General features: G+C 73.1%; 18 protein-coding genes and 1 rRNA gene. 17 read left to right on the top strand and 2 right to left on the bottom strand.

Going from position 1 to position 20,386, the window contains the following annotated elements; translation table 11 throughout:
- The first annotated feature begins 131 nt into the window (after positions 1-131).
- The 15 genes from rrf (at position 132) to AC1DW8_RS17730 (ending at position 16,095) form a co-directional block, all read left to right on the top strand.
- Positions 132-248, top strand: a 5S ribosomal RNA gene (gene rrf / locus AC1DW8_RS17660).
- 875 nt (positions 249-1,123) lie between these two features.
- Positions 1,124-1,936, top strand: a complete 813-nt coding sequence (locus AC1DW8_RS17665) for a tetratricopeptide repeat protein (protein ID WP_478095344.1) — start codon at positions 1,124-1,126, stop codon at positions 1,934-1,936.
- Between the two features lie 108 nt (positions 1,937-2,044).
- Complete coding sequence (locus AC1DW8_RS17670; RefSeq protein WP_478095345.1) at positions 2,045-3,106, top strand: HAD-IIA family hydrolase; 1,062 nt, start codon at positions 2,045-2,047, stop codon at positions 3,104-3,106.
- A 42-nt stretch (positions 3,107-3,148) separates the two neighbouring features.
- Positions 3,149-3,589, top strand: coding sequence for a hypothetical protein (locus tag AC1DW8_RS17675; RefSeq protein WP_056776361.1), 441 nt, complete (start codon positions 3,149-3,151; stop codon positions 3,587-3,589).
- Positions 3,586-4,386, top strand: coding sequence for a TlyA family RNA methyltransferase (locus AC1DW8_RS17680; RefSeq protein WP_478095346.1), 801 nt, complete (start codon positions 3,586-3,588; stop codon positions 4,384-4,386). The genes AC1DW8_RS17675 and AC1DW8_RS17680 overlap by 4 nt, the downstream gene beginning before the upstream one ends.
- Positions 4,383-5,330: an NAD kinase gene (locus tag AC1DW8_RS17685; protein ID WP_056776368.1), complete on the top strand. Its 948-nt coding sequence runs from the start codon at positions 4,383-4,385 to the stop codon at positions 5,328-5,330. Before AC1DW8_RS17680 ends, AC1DW8_RS17685 begins: the two co-directional genes overlap by 4 nt.
- Positions 5,331-5,339: 9 nt before the next feature.
- The gene (recN, locus tag AC1DW8_RS17690; RefSeq protein ID WP_082619818.1) at positions 5,340-7,133 is read left to right on the top strand and encodes a DNA repair protein RecN; all 1,794 of its coding nucleotides are present in this window, start codon (positions 5,340-5,342) and stop codon (positions 7,131-7,133) included.
- A gap of 144 nt (positions 7,134-7,277) precedes the next feature.
- A complete protein-coding gene (steA, locus tag AC1DW8_RS17695) occupies positions 7,278-8,459 on the top strand; it encodes a putative cytokinetic ring protein SteA (RefSeq protein WP_056777686.1) in 1,182 nt (393 codons plus the stop codon).
- Positions 8,456-9,400 (top strand): copper transporter, encoded by a 945-nt coding sequence (locus AC1DW8_RS17700; protein WP_056776370.1) that lies wholly within the window; start codon positions 8,456-8,458, stop codon positions 9,398-9,400. The genes steA and AC1DW8_RS17700 overlap by 4 nt, the downstream gene beginning before the upstream one ends.
- Positions 9,397-10,272: a hypothetical protein gene (locus tag AC1DW8_RS17705; RefSeq protein WP_056826910.1), complete on the top strand. Its 876-nt coding sequence runs from the start codon at positions 9,397-9,399 to the stop codon at positions 10,270-10,272. The genes AC1DW8_RS17700 and AC1DW8_RS17705 overlap by 4 nt, the downstream gene beginning before the upstream one ends.
- 68 nt (positions 10,273-10,340) lie before the next feature.
- Positions 10,341-12,062: a lipid II flippase MurJ gene (locus tag AC1DW8_RS17710; protein ID WP_478095347.1), complete on the top strand. Its 1,722-nt coding sequence runs from the start codon at positions 10,341-10,343 to the stop codon at positions 12,060-12,062.
- Entirely contained in the window at positions 12,059-13,204 is a 1,146-nt protein-coding gene (locus tag AC1DW8_RS17715; RefSeq protein ID WP_478095348.1) for a glycosyltransferase family 4 protein, read from the top strand. Before AC1DW8_RS17710 ends, AC1DW8_RS17715 begins: the two co-directional genes overlap by 4 nt.
- An 11-nt stretch (positions 13,205-13,215) precedes the next feature.
- A complete protein-coding gene (locus AC1DW8_RS17720; protein WP_082619819.1) occupies positions 13,216-14,988 on the top strand; it encodes a CTP synthase in 1,773 nt (590 codons plus the stop codon).
- Between the two features lie 7 nt (positions 14,989-14,995).
- Positions 14,996-15,673 carry an NUDIX domain-containing protein gene (locus AC1DW8_RS17725; protein ID WP_478095349.1) on the top strand — a complete coding sequence of 226 codons (678 nt, stop codon included), beginning with the start codon at positions 14,996-14,998 and terminating at the stop codon, positions 15,671-15,673.
- 128 nt (positions 15,674-15,801) lie between these two features.
- Entirely contained in the window at positions 15,802-16,095 is a 294-nt protein-coding gene (locus AC1DW8_RS17730) for a YchJ family protein (protein WP_056776383.1), read from the top strand.
- Here AC1DW8_RS17730 and AC1DW8_RS17735 read toward each other — a convergent pair.
- On the bottom strand, positions 16,000-17,001 hold the full coding sequence (locus AC1DW8_RS17735) for an EamA family transporter (RefSeq protein WP_478095350.1): 1,002 nt from the start codon (positions 16,999-17,001) through the stop codon (positions 16,000-16,002). The two genes, AC1DW8_RS17730 and AC1DW8_RS17735, sit on opposite strands and share 96 nt — an antisense overlap.
- Positions 17,002-17,074: 73 nt before the next feature.
- On the opposite strand from AC1DW8_RS17735, the gene AC1DW8_RS17740 reads away from it, so the two are divergent.
- A complete protein-coding gene (locus AC1DW8_RS17740) occupies positions 17,075-17,998 on the top strand; it encodes a LysR family transcriptional regulator (protein WP_478095351.1) in 924 nt (307 codons plus the stop codon).
- A gap of 22 nt (positions 17,999-18,020) precedes the next feature.
- On the opposite strand, the gene AC1DW8_RS17745 is transcribed toward AC1DW8_RS17740, so the two are convergent.
- Positions 18,021-18,761: a TetR/AcrR family transcriptional regulator gene (locus AC1DW8_RS17745; protein ID WP_478095352.1), complete on the bottom strand. Its 741-nt coding sequence runs from the start codon at positions 18,759-18,761 to the stop codon at positions 18,021-18,023.
- A gap of 111 nt (positions 18,762-18,872) precedes the next feature.
- On the opposite strand from AC1DW8_RS17745, the gene AC1DW8_RS17750 reads away from it, so the two are divergent.
- The gene (locus AC1DW8_RS17750) at positions 18,873-20,369 is read left to right on the top strand and encodes an MFS transporter (RefSeq protein WP_056776396.1); all 1,497 of its coding nucleotides are present in this window, start codon (positions 18,873-18,875) and stop codon (positions 20,367-20,369) included.
- Positions 20,370-20,386 lie beyond the last annotated feature (17 nt).

Raw genomic sequence — 20,386 nt, forward strand, 5'->3', positions numbered from 1 at the left:
GCACAGCAATGTGTGGAGCTGACCGGTACTAATAAGCCGATAACTTGACTTACAAAGATGCTACGCGTCCACTGTGCGGTTCCCGAGATACAAACGGGAACACCACCCACTGATTGATATCTCCATAGAGTTTCGGCTGTCATAGCGAAGGGGAAACGCCCGGCTCCATTCCGAACCCGGAAGCTAAGCCCTTCAGCGCCGATGGTACTGCACTGGTGACGGTGTGGGAGAGTAGGACGCAGCCGGACACACTTTGTCAGAGCGCCCCAGACGGAACTTCATTGATCCGACTGGGGCGCTCTTTCTTTTTGTGCTCGACGACACCAGAGGTGGCGCCGACCGCGGTCGGCGCGGAAGGATGATGAACATGAGTGACCAGGACGGCAACGACAGCCGAGGCGACCGACGCGACCGCGACGGCGGACAGCGAGGTCCCGCACGAGGCAGTGGCGCCGGCCGGAGCTCAGGGGCTCCCCGGTCGGGTGCACCCCGATCGTCGGGGCCGCGTCGAGATGACCGCGGAGGCTACCGCTCGGATGATCGTCGCTCCAGCGGCGGTAGTGACCGTGGTGGCTACCGCTCCGACGATCGCCGTTCCGGCGGCAGCAGCGACAGGGACCGCGGCGGTTACCGCCCCTCGGGCGGCGGCAGCAGCGACCGTGGTGGCTACCGTTCCGATGACCGTCGCTCCGGCGGCGGCAGCGATCGCGGCGGTTACCGTCCCTCGAGCGGCGGCAGCAATGACCGTGGTGGCTACCGCTCGGACGACCGTCATTCCAGCGGCGGCAGCAATGACCGTGGYGGYTACCGCTCGGACGACCGTCGCTCCGGCGGCGGCAGTGACCGCGGCGGTTACCGCCCCTCGAGCAGCGGCAGCAGTGACCGTGGTGGCTACCGCTCSGAYGACCGTCGCTCCGGCGGTAACAATGACCGTGGCGGTTACCGCTCGGACGACCGTCGCTCCGGCGGCGGCAGCGACCGTGGTCCCCGACGTTTCGACGACCGCCCCCGAGGGGGATCGGGTCGTCCCCAGGACGACGACCGTCGCGGTGGCGCTCGGCTGACCCCGAAGTCCCCGAGGAAGCCCGAGCCCGCCATCCGCGAGGGTGTCACGGGCCACGAGGTGGACCGGGGCGTCAAGAACCAGCTGCGCACGCTCTCCAAGGAGAACGCCGAGGGCGTCGCCCAGCACCTTGTCATGGTGGCTGAGCTGCTGGACGTCGAGCCCGAGGCAGCCCTGGCCCACGCGGAGACCGCCGTGCGCCGCGCCGGACGCGTCCCGGCGGCCCGTGAGTCCCTCGGTCTCGTTGCGTACCGACTCGGCGACTGGGCGCGGGCGCTGGGGGAGTTCCGCACGGTCCGCCGGCTCTCGGGTTCGAGTCACCTGCTGCCGCTCATGGTGGACTGCGAGCGTGCCCTCGGACGCCACGACAAGGCGCTCGAGCTCGCCCAGTCCGACGAGGCTGCCAACCTGGCGATCGACGACCGTGTCGAGCTGGCGATCGTGGTGTCCGGGATCCGCCGTGACCTCGGTCAGCTCGATGCCGCCGTCGCCGGTCTGAGCGACCTGGTCAAGCGGATCAACCCGAACCGCCCGTCGGCGGCGCGGCTCTTCTATGCCTACGCGGACGCGAAGCTTGCCGCCGGCGACCTCGAGGTCGCACGTGACTGGTTCGCCCGGGCGGCGGATGCCGACCACGAGCTGACGACCGATGCGGCGGAGCGGCTCGAGGAGCTCGACGGTGTCGACGTCACCGATCTGCTCGGCGACGAGGACGAGGACAGCCCCGAGTTCTACGACGTCGACGCGGACGACGACTCCGACGACCAGGACGACGACGAGGAAGCTGACGACGAGGACCACGACGACGCGGATGACGACGCGGACGACGACGCGGACGACGACGCCCACGCCGACGGTGACGACGAGCGCTGAGTACCCCACCCGGAACGGGCCCGACCTCCTCGGTCGGGCCCGTTCTGCGTTCCGGACCGACGGGTCTCGCTGACGGCTCCCGACGTAGGGTCTGGCCCAGGAGGACGCATGGACACGGAAACATCGACGCAGCCCCTGGTCGCGGGCTACGACGGGGTGGTGTGCGACCTCGACGGTGTCGTCTACCGCGGAGCGGATGCCGTCCCGGGTTCGCCGAAAGCCCTGCAGGACATCGTGGCTCGGGGGATCCGAGTCGTCTACGCGACGAACAACGCCTCCCGCGTCCCGATCGAGGTGGCCACCCAGATCGCCGGCCTCGGTGCTCCCGCGACGGCATCCGACGTCGTGTCGAGCGCTCAGGCAGGGGCCGCCCGGCTCGCCACCGACCTCCCACCGGGAGCCGCCGTCCTCGCGCTGGGTGGGGAGGGCGTGGTCGAGGCGCTGCGAGACGCAGGCCTCGTCCCCGTGGCCGCCGCCCGTGACCATGCCCGCTCCGGACCAGACGAGGTCGCGGCCGTGCTCCAGGGCTTCGGCAAGGAGCTGCGCGTGCGCGACTTCGAGACGGCGGCCCGTCTCCTCTCCTCCGGCCTGCCGTGGGTCGCGACGAACGACGACGCGACGCTGCCGCTGCCGTGGGGGCAGTCCCCGGGCAACGGCGCCTACATCGAGCTGCTCGTCGCCGTGCTCGGGCGACGTCCAGACGTCGTCGGGAAGCCGCACCCGCCGCTCTACGGGCTCGCCCTCGAGCGCCTCGGCACCGTCGCTGCCAGGACGCTCGCAGTCGGCGACCGGATCGGCACCGACATCGTCGGCGCCGAGGCCACCGGCCTCGACTCGGCGTGGGTTCTCACAGGAGTCGACCGACCCTCCGACGTCGTGGCGAGCGAGTCGTCGCCCACCTACGTCATCGCCTCCCTCGCCGAGCTCCTGATGCCGTATGCCGCCCCGGTGGCCGACGCCGGCGGCTGGCGCTGCGGCGCCGCCCGGGTGGCCCTCGACGGCGAGGACCTCGTCATCGAGCGGGGGAGCGCGGGCCCCATCGAGGTGGTGCGAGCGGGCCTGGCGGCCCTGCTGACGTCGCGCGACGAGGGAGTGCCTTCCGCGCACCTGCGTCGGGCGGCGGCGACGCTCGACCGCCTGCTCGACGACTCACCGACCTCGACCCGGTAGCGTGACCGCAGGCGAACCAACCACTCGGCACGGAGGCAGCACATGTTCGGCGACAGCGACCCTCGACGCGACGATCTCGGGTCCGGCGAACCGCTCGAGGTCGCGGAGGAGCTCGACCCGATGGACTCGGACGTCGACGCGAGCGACGACGCCGTCGACGAGTGGGACGACTCAGACGACCAGTCCGACGACGTCAGCGATGCGGACGTGTCGGGAGACGACCTCGAGGACCTCACCGATGAGGACGGCGAGGACGACGAGCGCCGGACCGACGACGACACCGCGACGGCCGAGGTGCCCTACGCCCCGCTGGACGCGACGCCAGACGTGCCCACCCCGCCCCTGACGGGTGACCAGGCGGTCGACGAGGCGATGATGCGTCTGGCCGAGTCGCAGGCCGGGTCGTTCGCCGAGCGCATCGAGTCCGGCGAGCACGCCCACCGGAGCCTGCAGAGCCGCCTCGGCGGTCTGGGTGGCGCGTGACGCGACGTCTCGACGTCGAGCTCGTCGCCCGCGGCCTGGCCCGATCGCGCACCCAGGCCCGTGAGCTCGTCACCGCCGGCGTGGTGCTCGTCGACGGTCGCCCGGCCGGCAAGCCCGCCCTGCCCGTCGACGACTCGTCGGCCATCGAGCTGACGCGTGAGCCCGACCGCTGGGTGGGGCGCGCGGCCGTCAAGCTGCTCCACGCCCTCGACACGTGGCCGGTCCCTGTCGACGGCAGACGGTGCCTCGACGTCGGGGCGAGCACGGGTGGGTTCACCCAGGTGCTCCTCGAGCGCGGTGCCACCCACGTGACGGCCCTCGACGTCGGGCACGACCAGCTCGTCGTGTCGATCGGCGCCGACCCGCGGGTGCGGGACCTGCCGGGCACCAACATCCGTGACGTCGACGCCGAGGCGCTCGGCGGCCGCTTCGACCTCGTCGTGTCCGACCTCAGCTTCATCTCGCTCGCCATCGCCCTGCCCGCCATGCGACCTCTCGTCACCGACGACGGCGACGTCGTCGTCCTCGTCAAACCGCAGTTCGAGGTGGGGCGCGAGCGGCTCAGCCGCACAGGAGTCGTCACCTCGCCGCACGAGCGCCGTCGGGTGCTGCGTGACGTGGCCCAGGTCGCGACCGACCTCCACCTGCACCTGCACGGTGCGACGGCCAGCCCCATCGCGGGGGGCGACGGCAACCGGGAGTTCCTCTTCTGGCTCGCCCCGAGACCCGTGCCGGGCGCCTCGGTGACGGCGGTGGATGACATGCTGGAGGCCGTCGACCTGGAAGGAGTCCCGTGACGCGCCGCATCCTGCTCGTGGCCCACCCGAGGCGCCCCGAGGCGCTGACGGTCGCCAAGGGCGTCGTGCAACGTCTCACCCATCTCGGCATCGACGTGTCCCTCCAGGCCGACGAGGCCGAGGCCCTCGACCTCAAGGACAGCTCGCGCGTACACATCGCGTCCGCCGAGGAGCAGGTCGCGGAGGGGTGCGACCTCGTCGTGGTGCTCGGCGGCGACGGGACCATCCTGCGCGGCGCCGAGTTCGCCCGCAGCGTCGACGTGCCGCTCCTCGGGGTCAACCTCGGCCACGTGGGCTTTCTCGCGGAGGCCGAGCGCGACGACCTCGACGCCACGGTCGAGCACATCGCGAGCAACGACTACGCCGTCGAGGAGCGCATGACGCTCCACGTCGACGCGAAGCTGCACGGCGACCTCATCGCGAGCAGCTGGGCCCTCAACGAGGTCAGCGTCGAGAAGGCCGCCCGCGAGCGGATGCTCGAGGTCACCGTCGAGGTCGACGGTCGACCGCTGTCGAGCTGGGGCTGCGACGGCGTCATCGTCTCCACGCCGACGGGGTCGACGGCATACGCCTTCTCGGCCGGCGGGCCGGTCGTCTGGCCGCAGGTCGAGGCCATGCTCCTCGTCCCCAGTGCGGCCCACGCGCTCTTCGCCCGGCCGCTGGTGCTGGGCCCAGACACCCACCTGGCCGTCGAGATCAAGGCGGCCACCGAGGGCGCAGGAGTCATGTGGTGCGACGGCCGGCGTCACGTCGACCTCCCTCCGGGAGCCCGCATCGAGGTGCGCCGTGGGCTGCGCCCGCTCCGTCTCGCCCGGCTGACGAGCGCACCGTTCACCGACCGTCTCGTCGCGAAGTTCGACCTCTCGGTCGCCGGGTGGCGCGGCAACGGCGACACCGCCTCGCCCGTGGACGACGTCGACGGCGGTGAGGGTGCCCGGCCCTAAGGTGGACCCGTGTTCAGCCAGATGAGGATCCGGGGCGTCGGTGTCATCGACGACGCCGTCCTCGACCTGAGCCCCGGGCTCAACGTGCTCACCGGTGAGACCGGCGCCGGCAAGACCATGGTCGTGTCGGGGCTCGGCCTGCTGCTGGGCGAGCGCGCCGACTCCGGCCTCGTGCGCACCGGCTCGGCCTCGGCGCTCGTCGAGGGTGTCGTGCAGCTGCCCCTCGACCACCCGGCCCTCGTCCGGGCCGACGAGGCGGGCGCCGACCACGAGGACGGCGAGCTCGTCATCGCCCGCACCATCGCCGCGGCCGGCCGGTCGCGCGCCCACGTCGGCGGTCGCACGGCGCCGGTCTCCGTGCTCGCCGAGCTCGGCCAGATGCTCGTGGCCGTGCACGGGCAGGCCGACCAGTGGCGGCTCAAGCAGGGCGATGCCCACCGCGTCGTGCTCGACGACTTCGGGGGTCCCGAACTCACGGCTCTCCGCGACCGCGTCGGCGAGCTCTACGACCGCTGGCGTGCGTCGGCCCGCGAGCACGAGCGCCTCGTCTCGGAGGCGCGCGAGCGCGCCCGCGAGATCGACTCGCTCACCGCCTCGCTCGAGGAGATCGAGGTCGTCGACCCCCAGCCGGGCGAGGACGCGGCGCTGCGTGCCGAGGACGAGCGCCTCGCGCACGCCGACACGCTCCGCCTGGCCGCAGCCCAGGCACTCGCAGATCTCAGCGGCGACGAGTATGCCGCCGAGCCGGCTCCGAACGTCCGTGACCTCATCGGGTCGGCGCGGGGTGCGCTCGGCCCGGCCACGGCGCACGACCAGGCCCTCGCCGGGCTCGACGAGCGCCTGCACGAGGTGGGCACGCTCGTGACCGACCTGTCGGCCGACCTCACGGCATACCTCCAGGACGTCGATCTCGACCCCGAGCGGCTCGGCTACGTGCAGGAGCGGCGGGCCGCCCTCGGGGTCCTCACGCGCAAGTACGGCGAGACCGTCGACGAGGTGCTCGAGTGGTCGGGCCGCGGGGCCGCTCGCCTCGACGAGCTCGTGACCGCCGACGACCGCGTCGAGCGACTCGGCGTCGAGGTGGCCGAGCTCGAGTCGTCCGTCGTCGCGGCCGCCCTCTCGCTGTCCGAGGCTCGCCGGGCCGCCGGTGACGACTTCGGCACCCGCGTCTCGGAGGAGCTCTCGCACCTGGCCATGGGCAAGGCCGTCGTCCACGTCGAGCTGCGCCGACGCACCGACCCCGAGGGTGTGGCCCTGCCCGACGGCGACCGCGTGCGGCTGGCCCGACACGGCATCGATGACGTCGAGATCCTGCTCGCGGCCAACCCCGGAGCCACGCCGCGCAGCGTCGCGCGGGCCGCCTCGGGCGGTGAGCTCTCCCGCGTCATGCTCGCGCTCGAGGTCGTCGGCTCACGCAACGCCTCGGGCGAGGCGGCGAGCGGACCACCAACGTTCGTCTTCGACGAGGTCGACGCCGGTGTCGGCGGGCGGGCGGCCCTCGACGTGGGTGCCCGGCTGGCTGCCCTCGCCGAGCACGCCCAGGTCATCGTCGTCACCCACCTCGCCCAGGTCGCAGCGTTCGCCGACCGCCACCTCGTCGTGCACAAGGCCGACGACGGCCGCATCACCTCGAGCAGCGTCAGCGTCGTCGACGGTGACGCCCGGCTGCGGGAGCTGTCGCGGATGATGGGCGGCGACCCCGACTCCGAGGCCGGGCTGGCCCACGCCGGCGACCTGCTCGAGCAGACGAGCGGTGCCCGCGTCGGCACGCGGCCGGCCGCCCGCAGCGGCTCACGCGTCTGAGTCCCGTCCGCGGCACCGTCCTGCGGTCCGCGCAGCCGTTGGACCTCGTTCCCGAAGGCCGTCCCGAGTGTCGTCCCGAGCCGTGCGCCACGGCCCGGACCGATGGGGTCGCCGACCCACCGACGTGGCACGATTGAGGCCATCATGGCCCTCTCCATCCGACGTCGCTCGCGCGCCCGGGACACCGGTCCCGGCGTGGTCGGCACCGCGCGCGTCGACCGGCGCACCAAGGCGCTGACGAAGCGGCTGCAGCCGGGCGACATCGCCGTCATCGACCACGCGGACCTCGACAAGGTGAGCGCGGACGCCCTCGTCACCGTGCGCCCCGCCGCCGTGGTCAACGCGAGCGCCTCGATCAGCGGTCGTTACCCGAACCTCGGACCCCAGATCCTCGTCGAGGCCGGCATCCCCGTGCTCGACGCCGCCGGCCCGGAGGTCATGGCGCTCACGGACGGGCAGACGCTACGCCTCGACGGTGCCGACCTGTGGTCGGGGGAGACCCGTGTCGCGACGGGCACGTTGCTCGACGTCGAGGCGGTCCAGGCCCAGATGCACGAGGCGCGGGCCGGACTCGCCGTGCAGATCGAGGCTTTCGCGACGAACACGATGGAGTACATCCGCAAGGAGCGCGACCTCCTCCTCGACGGCATCGGCGTGCCCCCCATCACCACCCAGCTCGACGGCCGGCACTGCCTCATCGTCGTGCGCGGCTACCACTACCGCGAGGACCTCGAGACCCTGCGGCCCTACATCCGTGAGTACCGCCCGATCCTCATCGGGGTCGACGGCGGCGCCGACGCCATCCTCGAGTCCGGCCACCAGCCCGACCTCATCGTCGGCGACATGGACTCCGTCTCGGACAAGGCGCTGCGCTGCGGCGCCGAGATCGTCGTGCACGCCTACCGCGACGGGCGTGCCCCCGGCCTCGCACGGGTCGAGGCTCTCGGGATCACGCCGGTCGTCTTCCCCGCCGCGGGCACGAGCGAGGACGTCGCGATGCTCCTCGCCGACGACTCCGGTGCCGAGCTCATCGTCGCCGTCGGTACCCACGTCACCCTCGTCGAGTTCCTCGACAAGGGTCGCGACGGGCAGGCGTCGACGTTCCTCACGCGCCTGCGCGTCGGCAGCAAGCTCGTCGACGCCAAGGGCGTGAGCCAGCTCTACCGCGCCCGCATCCCGGGCCGGCTGCTCGTGACGATGCTGCTCGCGGGCGTGCTCGCCTTCTTCGCAGCCCTCGCGTCGACACCGGCCGGGCAGGCGTGGCTGCAGGTCCTCGCCGCCCGCTGGGACGACCTCTGGACCGCCATCGTTGGGATCTTCACGTGATCGACTTCCGCTACCACCTCGTCTCGATCATCTCGGTGTTCCTCGCCCTCGCGGTGGGCATCGTGCTCGGGGCCGGCCCCCTGCAGGCCAACCTCGGCAACCAGCTGAGCGACCAGGTCTCCGCGCTGCGCACCGAGAAGCAGGCCCTCAACGACAAGCTGACGACGAGCGAGAAGCTCGTCGACGCGTCCGACGAGTACGCGACCGCCGTGCAGCAACGGGTCGTCAAGAGCCGACTGTCCGGTCACCGCGCGGTCGTCGTCGTGCTGCCCTCCGCCGACGGCACGATGACCACGAACCTCGAGGGTGTCGTGACCCAGAGCGGCGCCGGCCTCACGGGCACGGTGACGCTGAGCCCCGACTGGTTCGACCCCAGCCAGGCCTCCGACCGAGCACAGGCGGCCAAGGAAGCCGCGTCGGCCCTCGGGGTCGGGTCGACCGCGACGGGCGACGAGCTGCTCGTGCAGGTGCTCACCGACCTCGTCGTGTCGACGAGCGACACCGGCACCTCGGCCCAGCGCACCGCCGCGCTCAAGGTGCTCGTCGACGCCAACCTCGTCGACAGCTCGGTGGCCGACCTCGCGCCTGCCGACCTCGCGGTCGTCGTGTCCGCGGACTACGCCGGCACCGAGTCCGTCGTCGAGTCCCGCTCCGACGCCATCCGCGCGCTGGTGACCTCCTTCGCCGGCTCGACCCGGTCGACCGTCGTCGCCAGCGGCGAGACGGTTGCAGCGGCGGGCCAGCCCGTGACGTCCAACGCCGTCCAGGCCGTGCGTGAGAAGTCCGAGACGGCCGGGATCGTCTCCACCGTCGACCACGCCCGGGCCGGTGACGGACCTGCCACGGTGGTCCTCGCCGTCGAGGACGCCCTCGACGAGCGGGTCGGACACTACGGCGTCGCGGCCGGCGCCACCGCCACCGTCCCGCGGGTGCTTCCGTGAGGTCGAGCCGCCGCGCGGACTCGACCGCCGCCGCGTCACTGGCTGCCCTGCTCGGTTCGGCGGCGGCCTCGTGGGCGGTCCTGCGTCTCGGCCGAGCGGCGCCCCCTGACCTCCGCCAGCCCTGGGAGCGCACCAACCACGCCGGCGACCCGGTCACCCTGCTCGAGGGGCCGGCCTGGGTCGGCGGCGCCGTGGCAGGCGCTGTTGCCGGTGCCGCTGCAGCGGCAGTCGCCTCGCGCCTGACCGAGGGAGCGAGCCGCAGGTCGATGAGCTCCGGCGTCGTCGCCGTCGCCGCAGGTGCCCTCGGGGCGCTCGACGACCTCGCCGGAGGCGCGTCCGACAAGGGTCTCAAGGGCCACCTCGGTGCGCTGGCACGGGGCGAGGTCACGACGGGCGCGGTCAAGATCGTGGGTCTCGGCGTCACCGGGCTGGTCGGCGCGGCGCTCTCCGACGCGAGCCGTCCCTCCCGTCCCGGACTGCTGGCCACCCTCGTCGGCGGGGCCGTGGTCGCCGGTGCCGCCAACGCCGTCAACCTCTTCGACCTGCGCCCCGGACGGGCGCTCAAGGTCACGGTGGTCGCAGGTCTCCCGCTCGTGGGAGGGGTGCCCGCGGCCGCCGCCGTCGGGTCCTCGCTCGGTGTCGTCCGGGACGACCTCCGCGCCACCGCCATGCTCGGCGACACGGGTGCCAACGCCGCCGGGGCGCTCGTCGGTCTCGCGCTCGTCGAGCGCACCGGGCTCGTGGGCCGGGTCGTCGCCCTGACGGGCCTCGCGGCTTTGACGCTCGCCTCGGAGCGCGTCAGCTTCACCCGGGTCATCGAGGCCCACCCCGCCCTGCGCCGGCTCGATGAGTGGGGCCGGGCCCCCCGATGACCGACCGGAGCGCAGGGGGCGGGCCCGTCTCACGGCGCGGGCTGTTCGCCGCCGCAGGCACCATCGCGGTGATCACGCTCGTCGCCCGGGTCGTCGGCTTCGGACGATGGTTCGTCTTCTCCCACTCCGTCGGTGCGACCTGCGTCGGGAGCGTCTACCAGTCGGTCAACGCGGTCCCCAACGTGCTCTTCGAGATCGCGGCCGGGGGAGTGCTCGCGGCGGTCGCCGTGCCTCTCGTGGCAGGCGCACTGGCCCGCGGCGACCGGATCGAGGCCGACCACACGGCCTCCGCGCTGCTGACGTGGGTGCTCGTCGTGCTCGTGCCGCTGGGCCTGGTCGTGGCCCTTGCCGCGGAGCCGATCGCGCGGGGCCTGCTCGGAGCCGGCGACACCTGTCCCGGCGGGGTGGGCCTCGGCGCCGACCTGCTGCGGGTCTTCGCGATCCAGATCCCGCTCTACGGCGTCGGCATCGTGCTCGGCGGTGTGCTCCAGTCTCACCACCGGTTCGTCGCGGCCGCGATCGCCCCGCTCATGTCGAGCCTCGTCGTCATCGCGACCTACGTGGCCTACGCCGCCGTCGCCACCGACCCGGCCGCCCCGATCGCGCAGGTCCCCGCGGGCGCGACCACGATCCTGGCCGTGGGCACGACCCTCGGGGTCGTCGCGCTGTCGCTGCCGCTCCTCGTTCCGGTGCGTCGCGCCGGGGTCCACCTCACGGTGACGACACACTTCCCGCACGGCGTCGCCGCCCGCGTCCGGCGGCTCGCGGTCGCCGGGCTCCTCGCCGTCGCCGGACAGCAGCTGGCGACGCTCGTCTTCATCCGCCTCGCCAACGACCGCGGCGGCCCCGGGACGCTCAACGTGTACACCTACGTCCAGGCCGTCTCCCTGCTCCCGTATGCCGTCCTCGCCGTCCCGCTCGCCACCGCGGCCTTCCCGACGCTGGCGGGGAGCGCGCAAGCCGGCGGGCCCGAGCCGGACGCGGGATCAGCAGCGCCGGCCTCCGCGCCGACCTCCGCGCCGGGGTCCGCGGCCGTGGACGTGCTGCGGCGGACGTGGCTCGCCACCCTCCTGGCCGGTCTGCTGGCCGGGGGTCTGCTCGTGGCCGTCGCCCGACCGGTCGGCGCCTTCTTCGCCCTGCTCGACGCCGGGCGAGCGGACGGCAACGGGGCCGTGGCCCTGTCCGCCATCCCCGACGCCCTCGTGCTCGTGGCCCCGGGCATCGTCGGCCTCTGCGCGATCGGGCTGCTGACCCGGGCCTCCTACGTGCGAGGCCGTGCCCGGGTCGCGGGCGCCGTGGTCGCCGTCGCGTGGCTCGCGACGACCGTCGTCCCGCTCGTGGCCCTCGGAGGCGCGGCCGGACCCGCGACGACCGTGCGCGCTCTCACCCTCGGCACCAGCGTCGGGCTCGTGGCCGGGGCCGTCGCGCTCACGGTCCTCGTCGCGCGGAGCTGGGGCCGCGCGGCCCTGACCGTACCGGCGCGCCCCGTGGCAGCCGGATTGCTCGGCGCCGCGTCAGCCGCGATCCTCGGCTGGTGGCTCGGCGGCCTCTGGACCGCGGACGGACTCCTCGTCGCCGCCGCGCAGGGCGTCGCCGTGGCGCTCGCGGCCACCGTGACCCTCGTCGTCGTCGTGCTCCTCGTCGACCGCTCGGTCGTCGCCCGGCTGCGGCGGCCGTCACCGACCGCCGCGACCTCGCCGACGTCCATGACCGCCCCTTCGTCCGCGCCGATGTCCGCCCCTGCCGGCGAGCAGGACCCGCACCCGGCCGCGCCTCCGGAGACGCGATGAGGGTGCTCATGGTGCTCGGACACGCGGCCGGTGGCGTGGGTGCGCACGTCGACGCCCTCCTCACGGGACTTCGTGGGCAGGGGCACGACGTTCAGGTCGTGACGGCGGAGTCGACGGCGCGGGCCTTCGACTGGGCCGACGCCCACCGGCTCTGGCCGGTCCACGGCGGGGTACGCGCACCCCGTGGTCTCGTGGACTGGCACCGCATCATGCGCCTGGCGGGCACGGTCGACGTCGTCCACGCGCACGGCCACCAGGCCGCCGTCGTCGCTGCCGTGGCCGTCGCCCGCGCGCGGCCACGCCCGCGGCTCGTGGTCTCTCTCCACAACGACCTCCCGCCGGTCCAGGGCTCCCCCGTCGCGCGCGCCGCGGCGTCCGCCGCCCGGCGGCTGGTCGCGTGGTCCCTGCACCGAGCCGACCTCGTGACGGGCGCGAGCGCCGACCTCGTCGAGCTCGCAGACGCCCTCGGTGCCCGGCGCACCGAGCTCGCCCTCGTGCCCTCCGCCGCGGTCGCCGACCTGCTGGAGCGTCCTGCCGCCCTCGAGCCGACCGAACGCGCCGCCCTGTTGGCCGGAGCCGGCCTGCCGACCGACCGCCCCGTCGTGCTCACGGTCTCGCGCATCGCGCCCCAGAAGGACCTCCCGACCCTCCTCGCGGCCGCGCGGCGCTCCGACGCCGCCGCCACGTGGGTCGTCGTCGGCGACGGCGACGATCGGCTCCGTGCCCGTCTCGAGGAGGAGGCGGACGGCATACGGCAGGGGGAGGACGCGAGGGCAAAGGTCCGGTTCGTGGGGGCGCGCACCGATGTGTCGGAGTGGCTGCGGGCGGCGGACGTATTCGTCCTCACGAGCCGCTGGGAGGCCCGGGCGCTCGTCGTGCAGGAGGCGATGGCGGCTGGGCTCCCGGTCGTCGTGACCCGTACGGGCGGTCTGCTCGACCTCGTCGGGGACGCGGGTTCTCTTGTCCCCGTGGGGGACCCGGCCGCGGTAGCAGCCGAGGTGGACCGCCTGCTCACCGACGCCGACGCCAGGCTCCGGGAGGGTGACGCGGGACGAGCCCGGGCGGCCGGATGGCCCACTCCTGACGACGAGACGCGCCGGTGGGTGGAACGCTACGTCACGGAGACCCGCGGAGTGACGTAGACTCAAAGCCCGTGGTGGATACGACGAAGCACATCTTTGTGACCGGGGGCGTCGCCTCCTCTCTCGGCAAGGGGCTCACCGCCTCGAGCCTCGGACGACTTCTCAGATCGCGGGGCCTGCGGGTCACGATGCAGAAGCTCGACCCCTACATCAACGTCGATCCCGGGACGATGAACCCGTTCCAGCACGGCGAGGTCTTCGTGACCGACGACGGAGCCGAGACGGACCTCGACATCGGTCACTACGAGCGCTTCCTCGACGTCAACCTCGTCGGCAGCGCGAACGTGACGACCGGGCAGGTCTACAACAACGTCATCGCCAAGGAACGGCGCGGTGAGTACCTCGGCGACACCGTCCAGGTCATCCCGCACATCACCAACGAGATCGTCGCCCGGATGCGCGCCCTCGCCACCGGAGGTCCGGACGCCCCGGACGTCATCATCACCGAGATCGGCGGCACGGTCGGCGACATCGAGTCGCTGCCCTTCCTCGAGGCCGCGCGCCAGGTGCGCCACCTCATCGGCCGCGACAACAGCTTCTTCCTGCACGTCTCCCTCGTGCCGTACCTCGCGCCGAGCGGCGAGCTGAAGACGAAGCCGACCCAGCACTCGGTCGCCGCCCTGCGCCAGGTCGGCATCCAGCCCGACGGGCTCGTGCTCCGCGCCGACCGCGAGATCCCCGACCCGATCAAGCGCAAGATCTCGCTCATGTGCGACGTCGACGTCGCCGCGGTCGCCGCGGCGGTCGACGCCCCGAGCATCTACGACATCCCCAAGGTGCTCCACCGCGAGGGCCTCGACGCCTACGTCATCCGCCGGCTCGGGCTCAACTTCCGCGACGTCGACTGGACCGAGTGGGACGAGCTGCTCGAGCGGGTCCACGACCCGGAGCACGACATCGAGATCGCCCTCGTGGGCAAGTACATCGACCTGCCCGACGCGTACCTCTCGGTCACCGAGGCGCTGCGCGCCGGCGGCTTCCACCACGACGCCAAGGTCAACATCCGCTGGGTGGCCAGCGACGAGTGCCAGACCCCGGCCGGCGCCCAGAAGGCGCTCGGCGGCGTCGACGCCGTCCTCGTCCCCGGTGGGTTCGGGGTGCGCGGCATCGAGGGCAAGCTCGGCGCGCTGACCTGGGCCCGCGAGAAGCAGGTGCCGACCCTCGGCATCTGCCTCGGCCTGCAGTGCATGGTCATCGAGTACGCCCGCAGCGTCCTCGGCAACCAGGACGCGAGCTCGACGGAGTTCGACCCCGATACCGAGCACCCCGTCATCGCCACGATGGAGGAGCAGAAGGCCTTCGTCGAGGGCGCCGGCGACCTCGGCGGCACGATGCGCCTCGGCCTCTACCCGGCCGCCCTCAAGGAGGGCAGCGTCATCCGTGGGGCCTACGGCGAGGCCGAGGTCAAGGAGCGCCACCGCCACCGTTACGAGGTCAACAACTCCTACCGGGCCGACCTCGAGCAGGCGGGTCTCGTCTTCTCGGGTACCTCGCCCGACGGCAACCTCGTGGAGTTCGTCGAGCTGCCGCGCGAGGTCCACCCGTACTACGTGTCGACCCAGGCGCACCCGGAGTTCCTGTCGCGCCCCAACCGCGCACACCCGCTCTTCGCGGGTCTCGTCGGGGCCGCCCTGGAGCGCCAGCGCAGCGAGCGCCTCGTCGAGGTCGAGCGCCACCGCGCCGCGGTCGACGCCGGCCAGGCCGAGCGGGACGCCGAGGCACGGACCGGGCACGACGAGCTCGCCTCGGTGTCCGCGTCGGGCGCCGCCCCGGACGCCGACTGAGACGCGGGTGAGCTTGGACGCGCCGCGGGGCACCGCAGCCGACCTCGTCGAGGAGTGGACCCCCGAGCCGGTGGTCGAGACGACGACCCCGTTCGAGGGGATCATCTTCGACGTCGTGCGCGAGCGCGTCGACCTCGGCGCCGGGGGTGTCGTGACACGTGACTTCGTCACGCACCCCGGCGCCGTCGCCGTGCTCGCCCTGCGTGAGCTCGAGGGTGCCCCGCACGTGCTGCTCATCCGGCAGTACCGCCACGCGAGCGGTGGCCACGTGTGGGAGCTGCCCGCCGGCCTGCTCGATGTCGACGGCGAGCCGCCGTGGGAGGCCGCCGCGCGTGAGCTCGCCGAGGAGGTCGACCTGACGGCCGACGAGTGGCACGTCCTCGCCGACGACGTCACGTCTCCCGGGGCCTTCCCGGAGACGGTGCGGATCTTCCTCGCGCGCGGCCTCCACGAGGTCGCCGCCGCCGACGCCCACCAACGCACTGCGGAGGAGCTCGGGATCCGGCCCCTCTGGGTGTCCCTCGACGATGCCGTCGACGCAGCGCTCGACGGACGCATCAGCAACTCGGCGACGCTCGTCGGCCTGCTCTCCGCCGGACTGTCGCGCGGGCGTGGGTGGTCCACGCTGCGGCCGCACGACGCGCCGTGGCCCGCCCGCGAGGCCCAACGCGCCCAGCGCTCGTGAGCGGGGCCTTCGGTACAGGCGTCTCGGGGCCGTGCCCCTGTGGGGGCGGCCCGGAAGACCTGGCGTATGCCGCGTGCTGCGGCCCGCTCCACGCGGGCGACCGCCCGGCCGGGACCGCAGGCGAGCTGATGCGCTCGCGCTACGCGGCGTTCGCCGTGGGGGACGAGGCGTACCTCCTGCGCACCTGGCACCCACGGACGCGCCCCGCGCGGGTGGGACTCGACCCGGACACACGGTGGACGGGCCTGACGGTGCTGCGCACGGAGCGCGGCGGGCTCGGTGACGACGACGGCGTCGTCGAGTTCGTGGCCCACTGGACGGAACCGTCAGCGGGCGCCACGCGTCGGGGCGAGCTGCACGAGGTGAGCCGCTTCGCCCGCCGGGGCGGCCGCTGGCTCTACGTCGACGGCGAGCACGGGTGACGCGTCGGCAGGGACGGCCGGAGCGGGCGCCGTCACGCCGCCGCGGGGGCGGATCACCGCTACGCCGACACCGGCCAGCAGCGCAAGCCCCCCGGCCAGCTCGAGGGCGTTGGGTCGCTCGTGGAACGCGACCGCGGCCGCGACCATCCCGAAGACCGGGACGAGCATCGCGAACGGCGTCACCTTCGCCACGGGGTGGCGGCTGAGCAGGGTGTTCCAGATCCCGTAGCCGACGAGCGACGAGAGGTAGGCCGTGTAGGCGGTCGAGGCCACGGCCTGCCACTGGAGGTGCTGCAGCGCCGCCCCGATGGCCGTCGGCCCCTCGAAGACGAACGAGAGGGCGAGGGCGGGCAGCGGCACGACGAGCCCCGACCAGACCGTGACCCCGAGCCCGGCGCCCGGACCCGTGAGGGCTCCCGCCCGGCGGGTCAGCACGTTGCCGACCGCCCACGACACGGCGGCCAGGACGAGCACGACGAGAGGGAGCAGCGGCGCCGACAGCCCGCGTCCGACCGCGATCGTCAGCAGCCCCGCCCCGCCCAGGGCGACGCCGAGGCGCTGCGCCGTGGACGGGCGCTCGCGCAGCCAGACCGCCGCGATGACGACGGTGAGCAGCACCTGCGCCTGGAGCACGAGCGAGGCGAGACCCGGCGGCATGCCGAGGTGCAGCGCGAGGTACATGAGGGCGAACTGGCCGAGGCTCGTGAAGAGCCCGATGAGGGCGAGGTCGCGCCAGGGGAGTCCCGGGCGCCGGACGAGGAAGACCGCGGGGACGCAGACGACGACGAAGCGCACCGCGAGAAAGAGGAACGGCGGCACCGAGTCGATGCCGGTGCGGATGGCGACGAAGTTCGTGCCCCAGATCAGGGCGACGAGGACGGCGAGGGCGGTGTCACGGCGGCGCATGTGCCCATCGTGGCGGCCGCACACCGTTCACGTCCATCAAACTGTCGTGGCCATGACTGTGTAGCATCACTGCATGATCGATCCCGTCGCGCTGCGCTCGCTCGTCGCCGTCGAGGCGCACGGCTCCGTCGGCGCCGCCGCTGCCGCGCTCGACTACACCCCGAGCGCGGTGTCCCAGCAGATCAAGCGCCTCGAGACCCAGACGGGGGTGCAGCTGCTCGAGCGGCAGGGGCGCGGTGTCCTGCTCACGGAGGCCGGTCGCACGCTCTCCGACGCTGCGCGGTCCCTGCTCGCGGACATGGAGCGACTCGAGTCCCGGCTCCACAGGGACAGCGGAGAGACGGTCGGGACGGTGCGCCTCGCGACGTTCGCCACGGCGTACCGGGGGGTCGTCGTGGGCGCTATCGGCCGCCTGCGATCGACCGCGCCGGACGTCGTCCTGCGTCCCGACGAGATCGACCCCTGGGACGCCGTCGACGCGGTCGCGGCCGGCACCCACGACCTCGCCCTCGTGCACAACTGGGAGCCGCTGCCGCTCGCCATCCCCGACCACCTCGAGGTGCGCGACCTCGGCCGGGACCGCGCGGACGTCCTCGTCCACGAGAGCCACCCGCTCGCCGCCCGGCGCAGCATCGGCGTGCGGGACGTGCTCGACGAGCACTGGGCCAGCGTCGCGCCCGGCTCCATCTGCCACCAGTGGCTCCAGAAGATGTATGCCGACGTGGGTCGGTCCCCTCGGATCGCGCACGTGGCGCTCGAGTTCGCCACGCACGTCGCCCTCGTCGCGGCGGGGGAGGCCATCGCCCTCGTGCCACGCCTCGGCCGGGGACCGCTCCCCGCGGGCGTCGTCGCTGTCCCCATCGTCGACCCGATCTCCGAGCGCACCGTGAGCCTCGTCTGGCGGAGCACCATGACGGCAAGCCCCGCGCTGGCCGTAGCCGTGGACTGCCTTGCCGCAGAAGCCTCCCGGGACCTCCGGCCCCTTTCGGGAGACTGACCGGGGGTGCCTACGCGACGCGTCAGCCGGCGGCCTGGAGGCGCAGCCCGGCGAGGATGAGGTCGAGACCGGCCCGGAACTGCTCGGCGTCGTCGTGTCCGGCGAACTCGTCGACGACGTGGTGGATGAAGGGGAACTCGTCCGCGTCGAGGGCGCGCCACTGGGCGGCGTAGCGGGCGAGGTACGCGTCACCGTCGACCTCGCCGGAGAGCACCGCCTCGGGTGGCTGCTGACCCATGTCGGCCGCCGTGCCGACGACGAAGCCGACGACCGCCGAGACCGCGTGGAAGCTCTCGCGCGGAGTGAGCTCCAGCCGCATGACCTGCTGTCCCAGCCGTTCGTAGAGGCGCAGGCCGTTGGGCTGAACGCCCGTGTCGCGCATGAAGTAGGCACCGAGCCAGGGCCGCTCGACGATCGCGTCGAAGAGGGCCAGGGCGATGGTTCGGAGGTCGTCGACGGGGTCGCCGGCCCCGACGTCCTCGATGGCGGCGAGCACGTCGGCCAGGACGTGGTCCGCCGCTCGGTCGAGCAGCTCGTCCTTGCTCGAGACGTACCAGTAGATGCTCGCGGCGCCACCGCCGAGACGGGCCGCGAGGGCACGGAACGTCAGGGCCTGCTCGCCACTCGTGTCGAGCAGGGCGACGGCCTCCGTGAGGACGGCCTCGAGCGAGTGCGAGGCCCGCCGGCGGCCCCGTGCGGGGCGCTCACGCACGGCCCGAGCCTCGCGGGAGGGCCGAGCAACGTGCTGTCGCTGAGGGCTCATGTGCCCATCCCATCACACGATCCCCGGGCGGACTTGCGTTCATCGAACACCGTTCTATAACATCGAACCACGTTCGATAGTCGAACGGTGTTCGATGAGAGGAGACGGCACATGACGACCACGACGCCGACCCGTACCTATCCGTCGCTCCGCGCGGCGTGGATCCCGATGCTCGCGCTCTGTCTCGCCTTCTTCGTCGAGATGGTCGACAACACCCTCCTGACGATCGCGCTGCCGACGATCGGCCGCGACCTCGGGAGCGGCACCACCGCTCTCCAGTGGGTCACCGGGGCCTACTCGCTGACGTTCGGGGGACTTTTGCTCACCGCCGGCTCGGCGGCGGACCGGCTCGGCCGCCGCAGGGTGCTCCTCTGGGGGCTCGCCGGCTTCGGGATCATCAGCCTCGCCGTGGCCGCCGTGACGACGACGGGCGAGCTCATCGCCCTGCGCGCCGCCCTCGGGGTCGCGGCGGCAGCGATGGCGCCGATCACCAACTCGCTCGTCTTCCGTCTCTTCGACGACCAGGCCCTGCGGATGCGGGCCATGACCGTCATGATCGTCGTCGGGATGTCGGGCTTCGTCCTCGGTCCGCTGCTCGGGGGCACGGCCCTCGCCCACGTCGGCTGGGAGTGGCTCCTGCTCGTCAACGCCCCCATCGCGCTCGTGGCCTGGGTCGGCGTCCGGCTGGGGGTGCCGGCAGACCGGCCCGAGGACCTCACCACCGACCGGCTGGACCTGCCCGGTGCCCTGCTGAGCATCGCGGCCATCGGGCTCGGCTGCTACGCCCTGACCAGTGGCGTCGAGCACGGATGGACGTCGGCGACCACGCTCTCGGCCGTCGTCGGCTCCGCGCTCGCGCTCGTCGGGTTCGTCCGCCACGAACGGCGTGCCGCGTCCCCGATGCTCGACCTGACGCTCTTCTCGTCAGGGACCGTGCGCGGGGCCACGCTGGCGCAGGCCGGCACCTCGGTCGCCATGGCCGGCGTCATGTTCGGCCTCATCCTGCACTTCCAGTACGCGTGGGGCTGGAGCCCCGTGCGTGCCGGGCTCGCCAACCTCCCGCTCATCATGACGATGGTCCTCGCGACACCGCTCTCGGAGTGGCTCGCCCGCCGCTTCGGCCACCGGGTCGCGTGCCTCGTCGGAGCGGGCCTGCTCGTCGTCGCGCTCATCGGGATGGCCTGGGGTGTCGACCGCGGCTACCCGGCCATCGCCGTCGCGATGGTCGTCATGACCCTCGGCCTCCGCACGGTCATGACGATCTGCGCGGTTGCCCTCGTCGAGGCGATGCCCGCCAACCGCACGTCGATCGGCACGGCGCTCAACGACACGGCCCAGGAGGTCGGCACGAGCGTCGGCACCGCCGTCGTGGGCACCCTCGTCGCCGTGCTCGTGACGACCACACTGCCGGCCGGCACGTGGAGTCCTGAGCTCGTGTCGTCCTTCTTCCACGGTGAGCGGGTGACGTATGCCGTGCTCGCCGTCATCGTCGGGGTCGTGACCACGTGGGGCGCCCTCACCCTCACCGACTCACGCAGCGTCGAGGAGCACGACGTGCCGGACGCCCCGGCTGACGCGGTGGGCGCGGGAGCGCGACCGACCGCGTAGACCGCGTAGACCGAGGA

The sequence above is a fragment of the Terrabacter sp. P2_E3 genome (assembly GCF_056403915.1).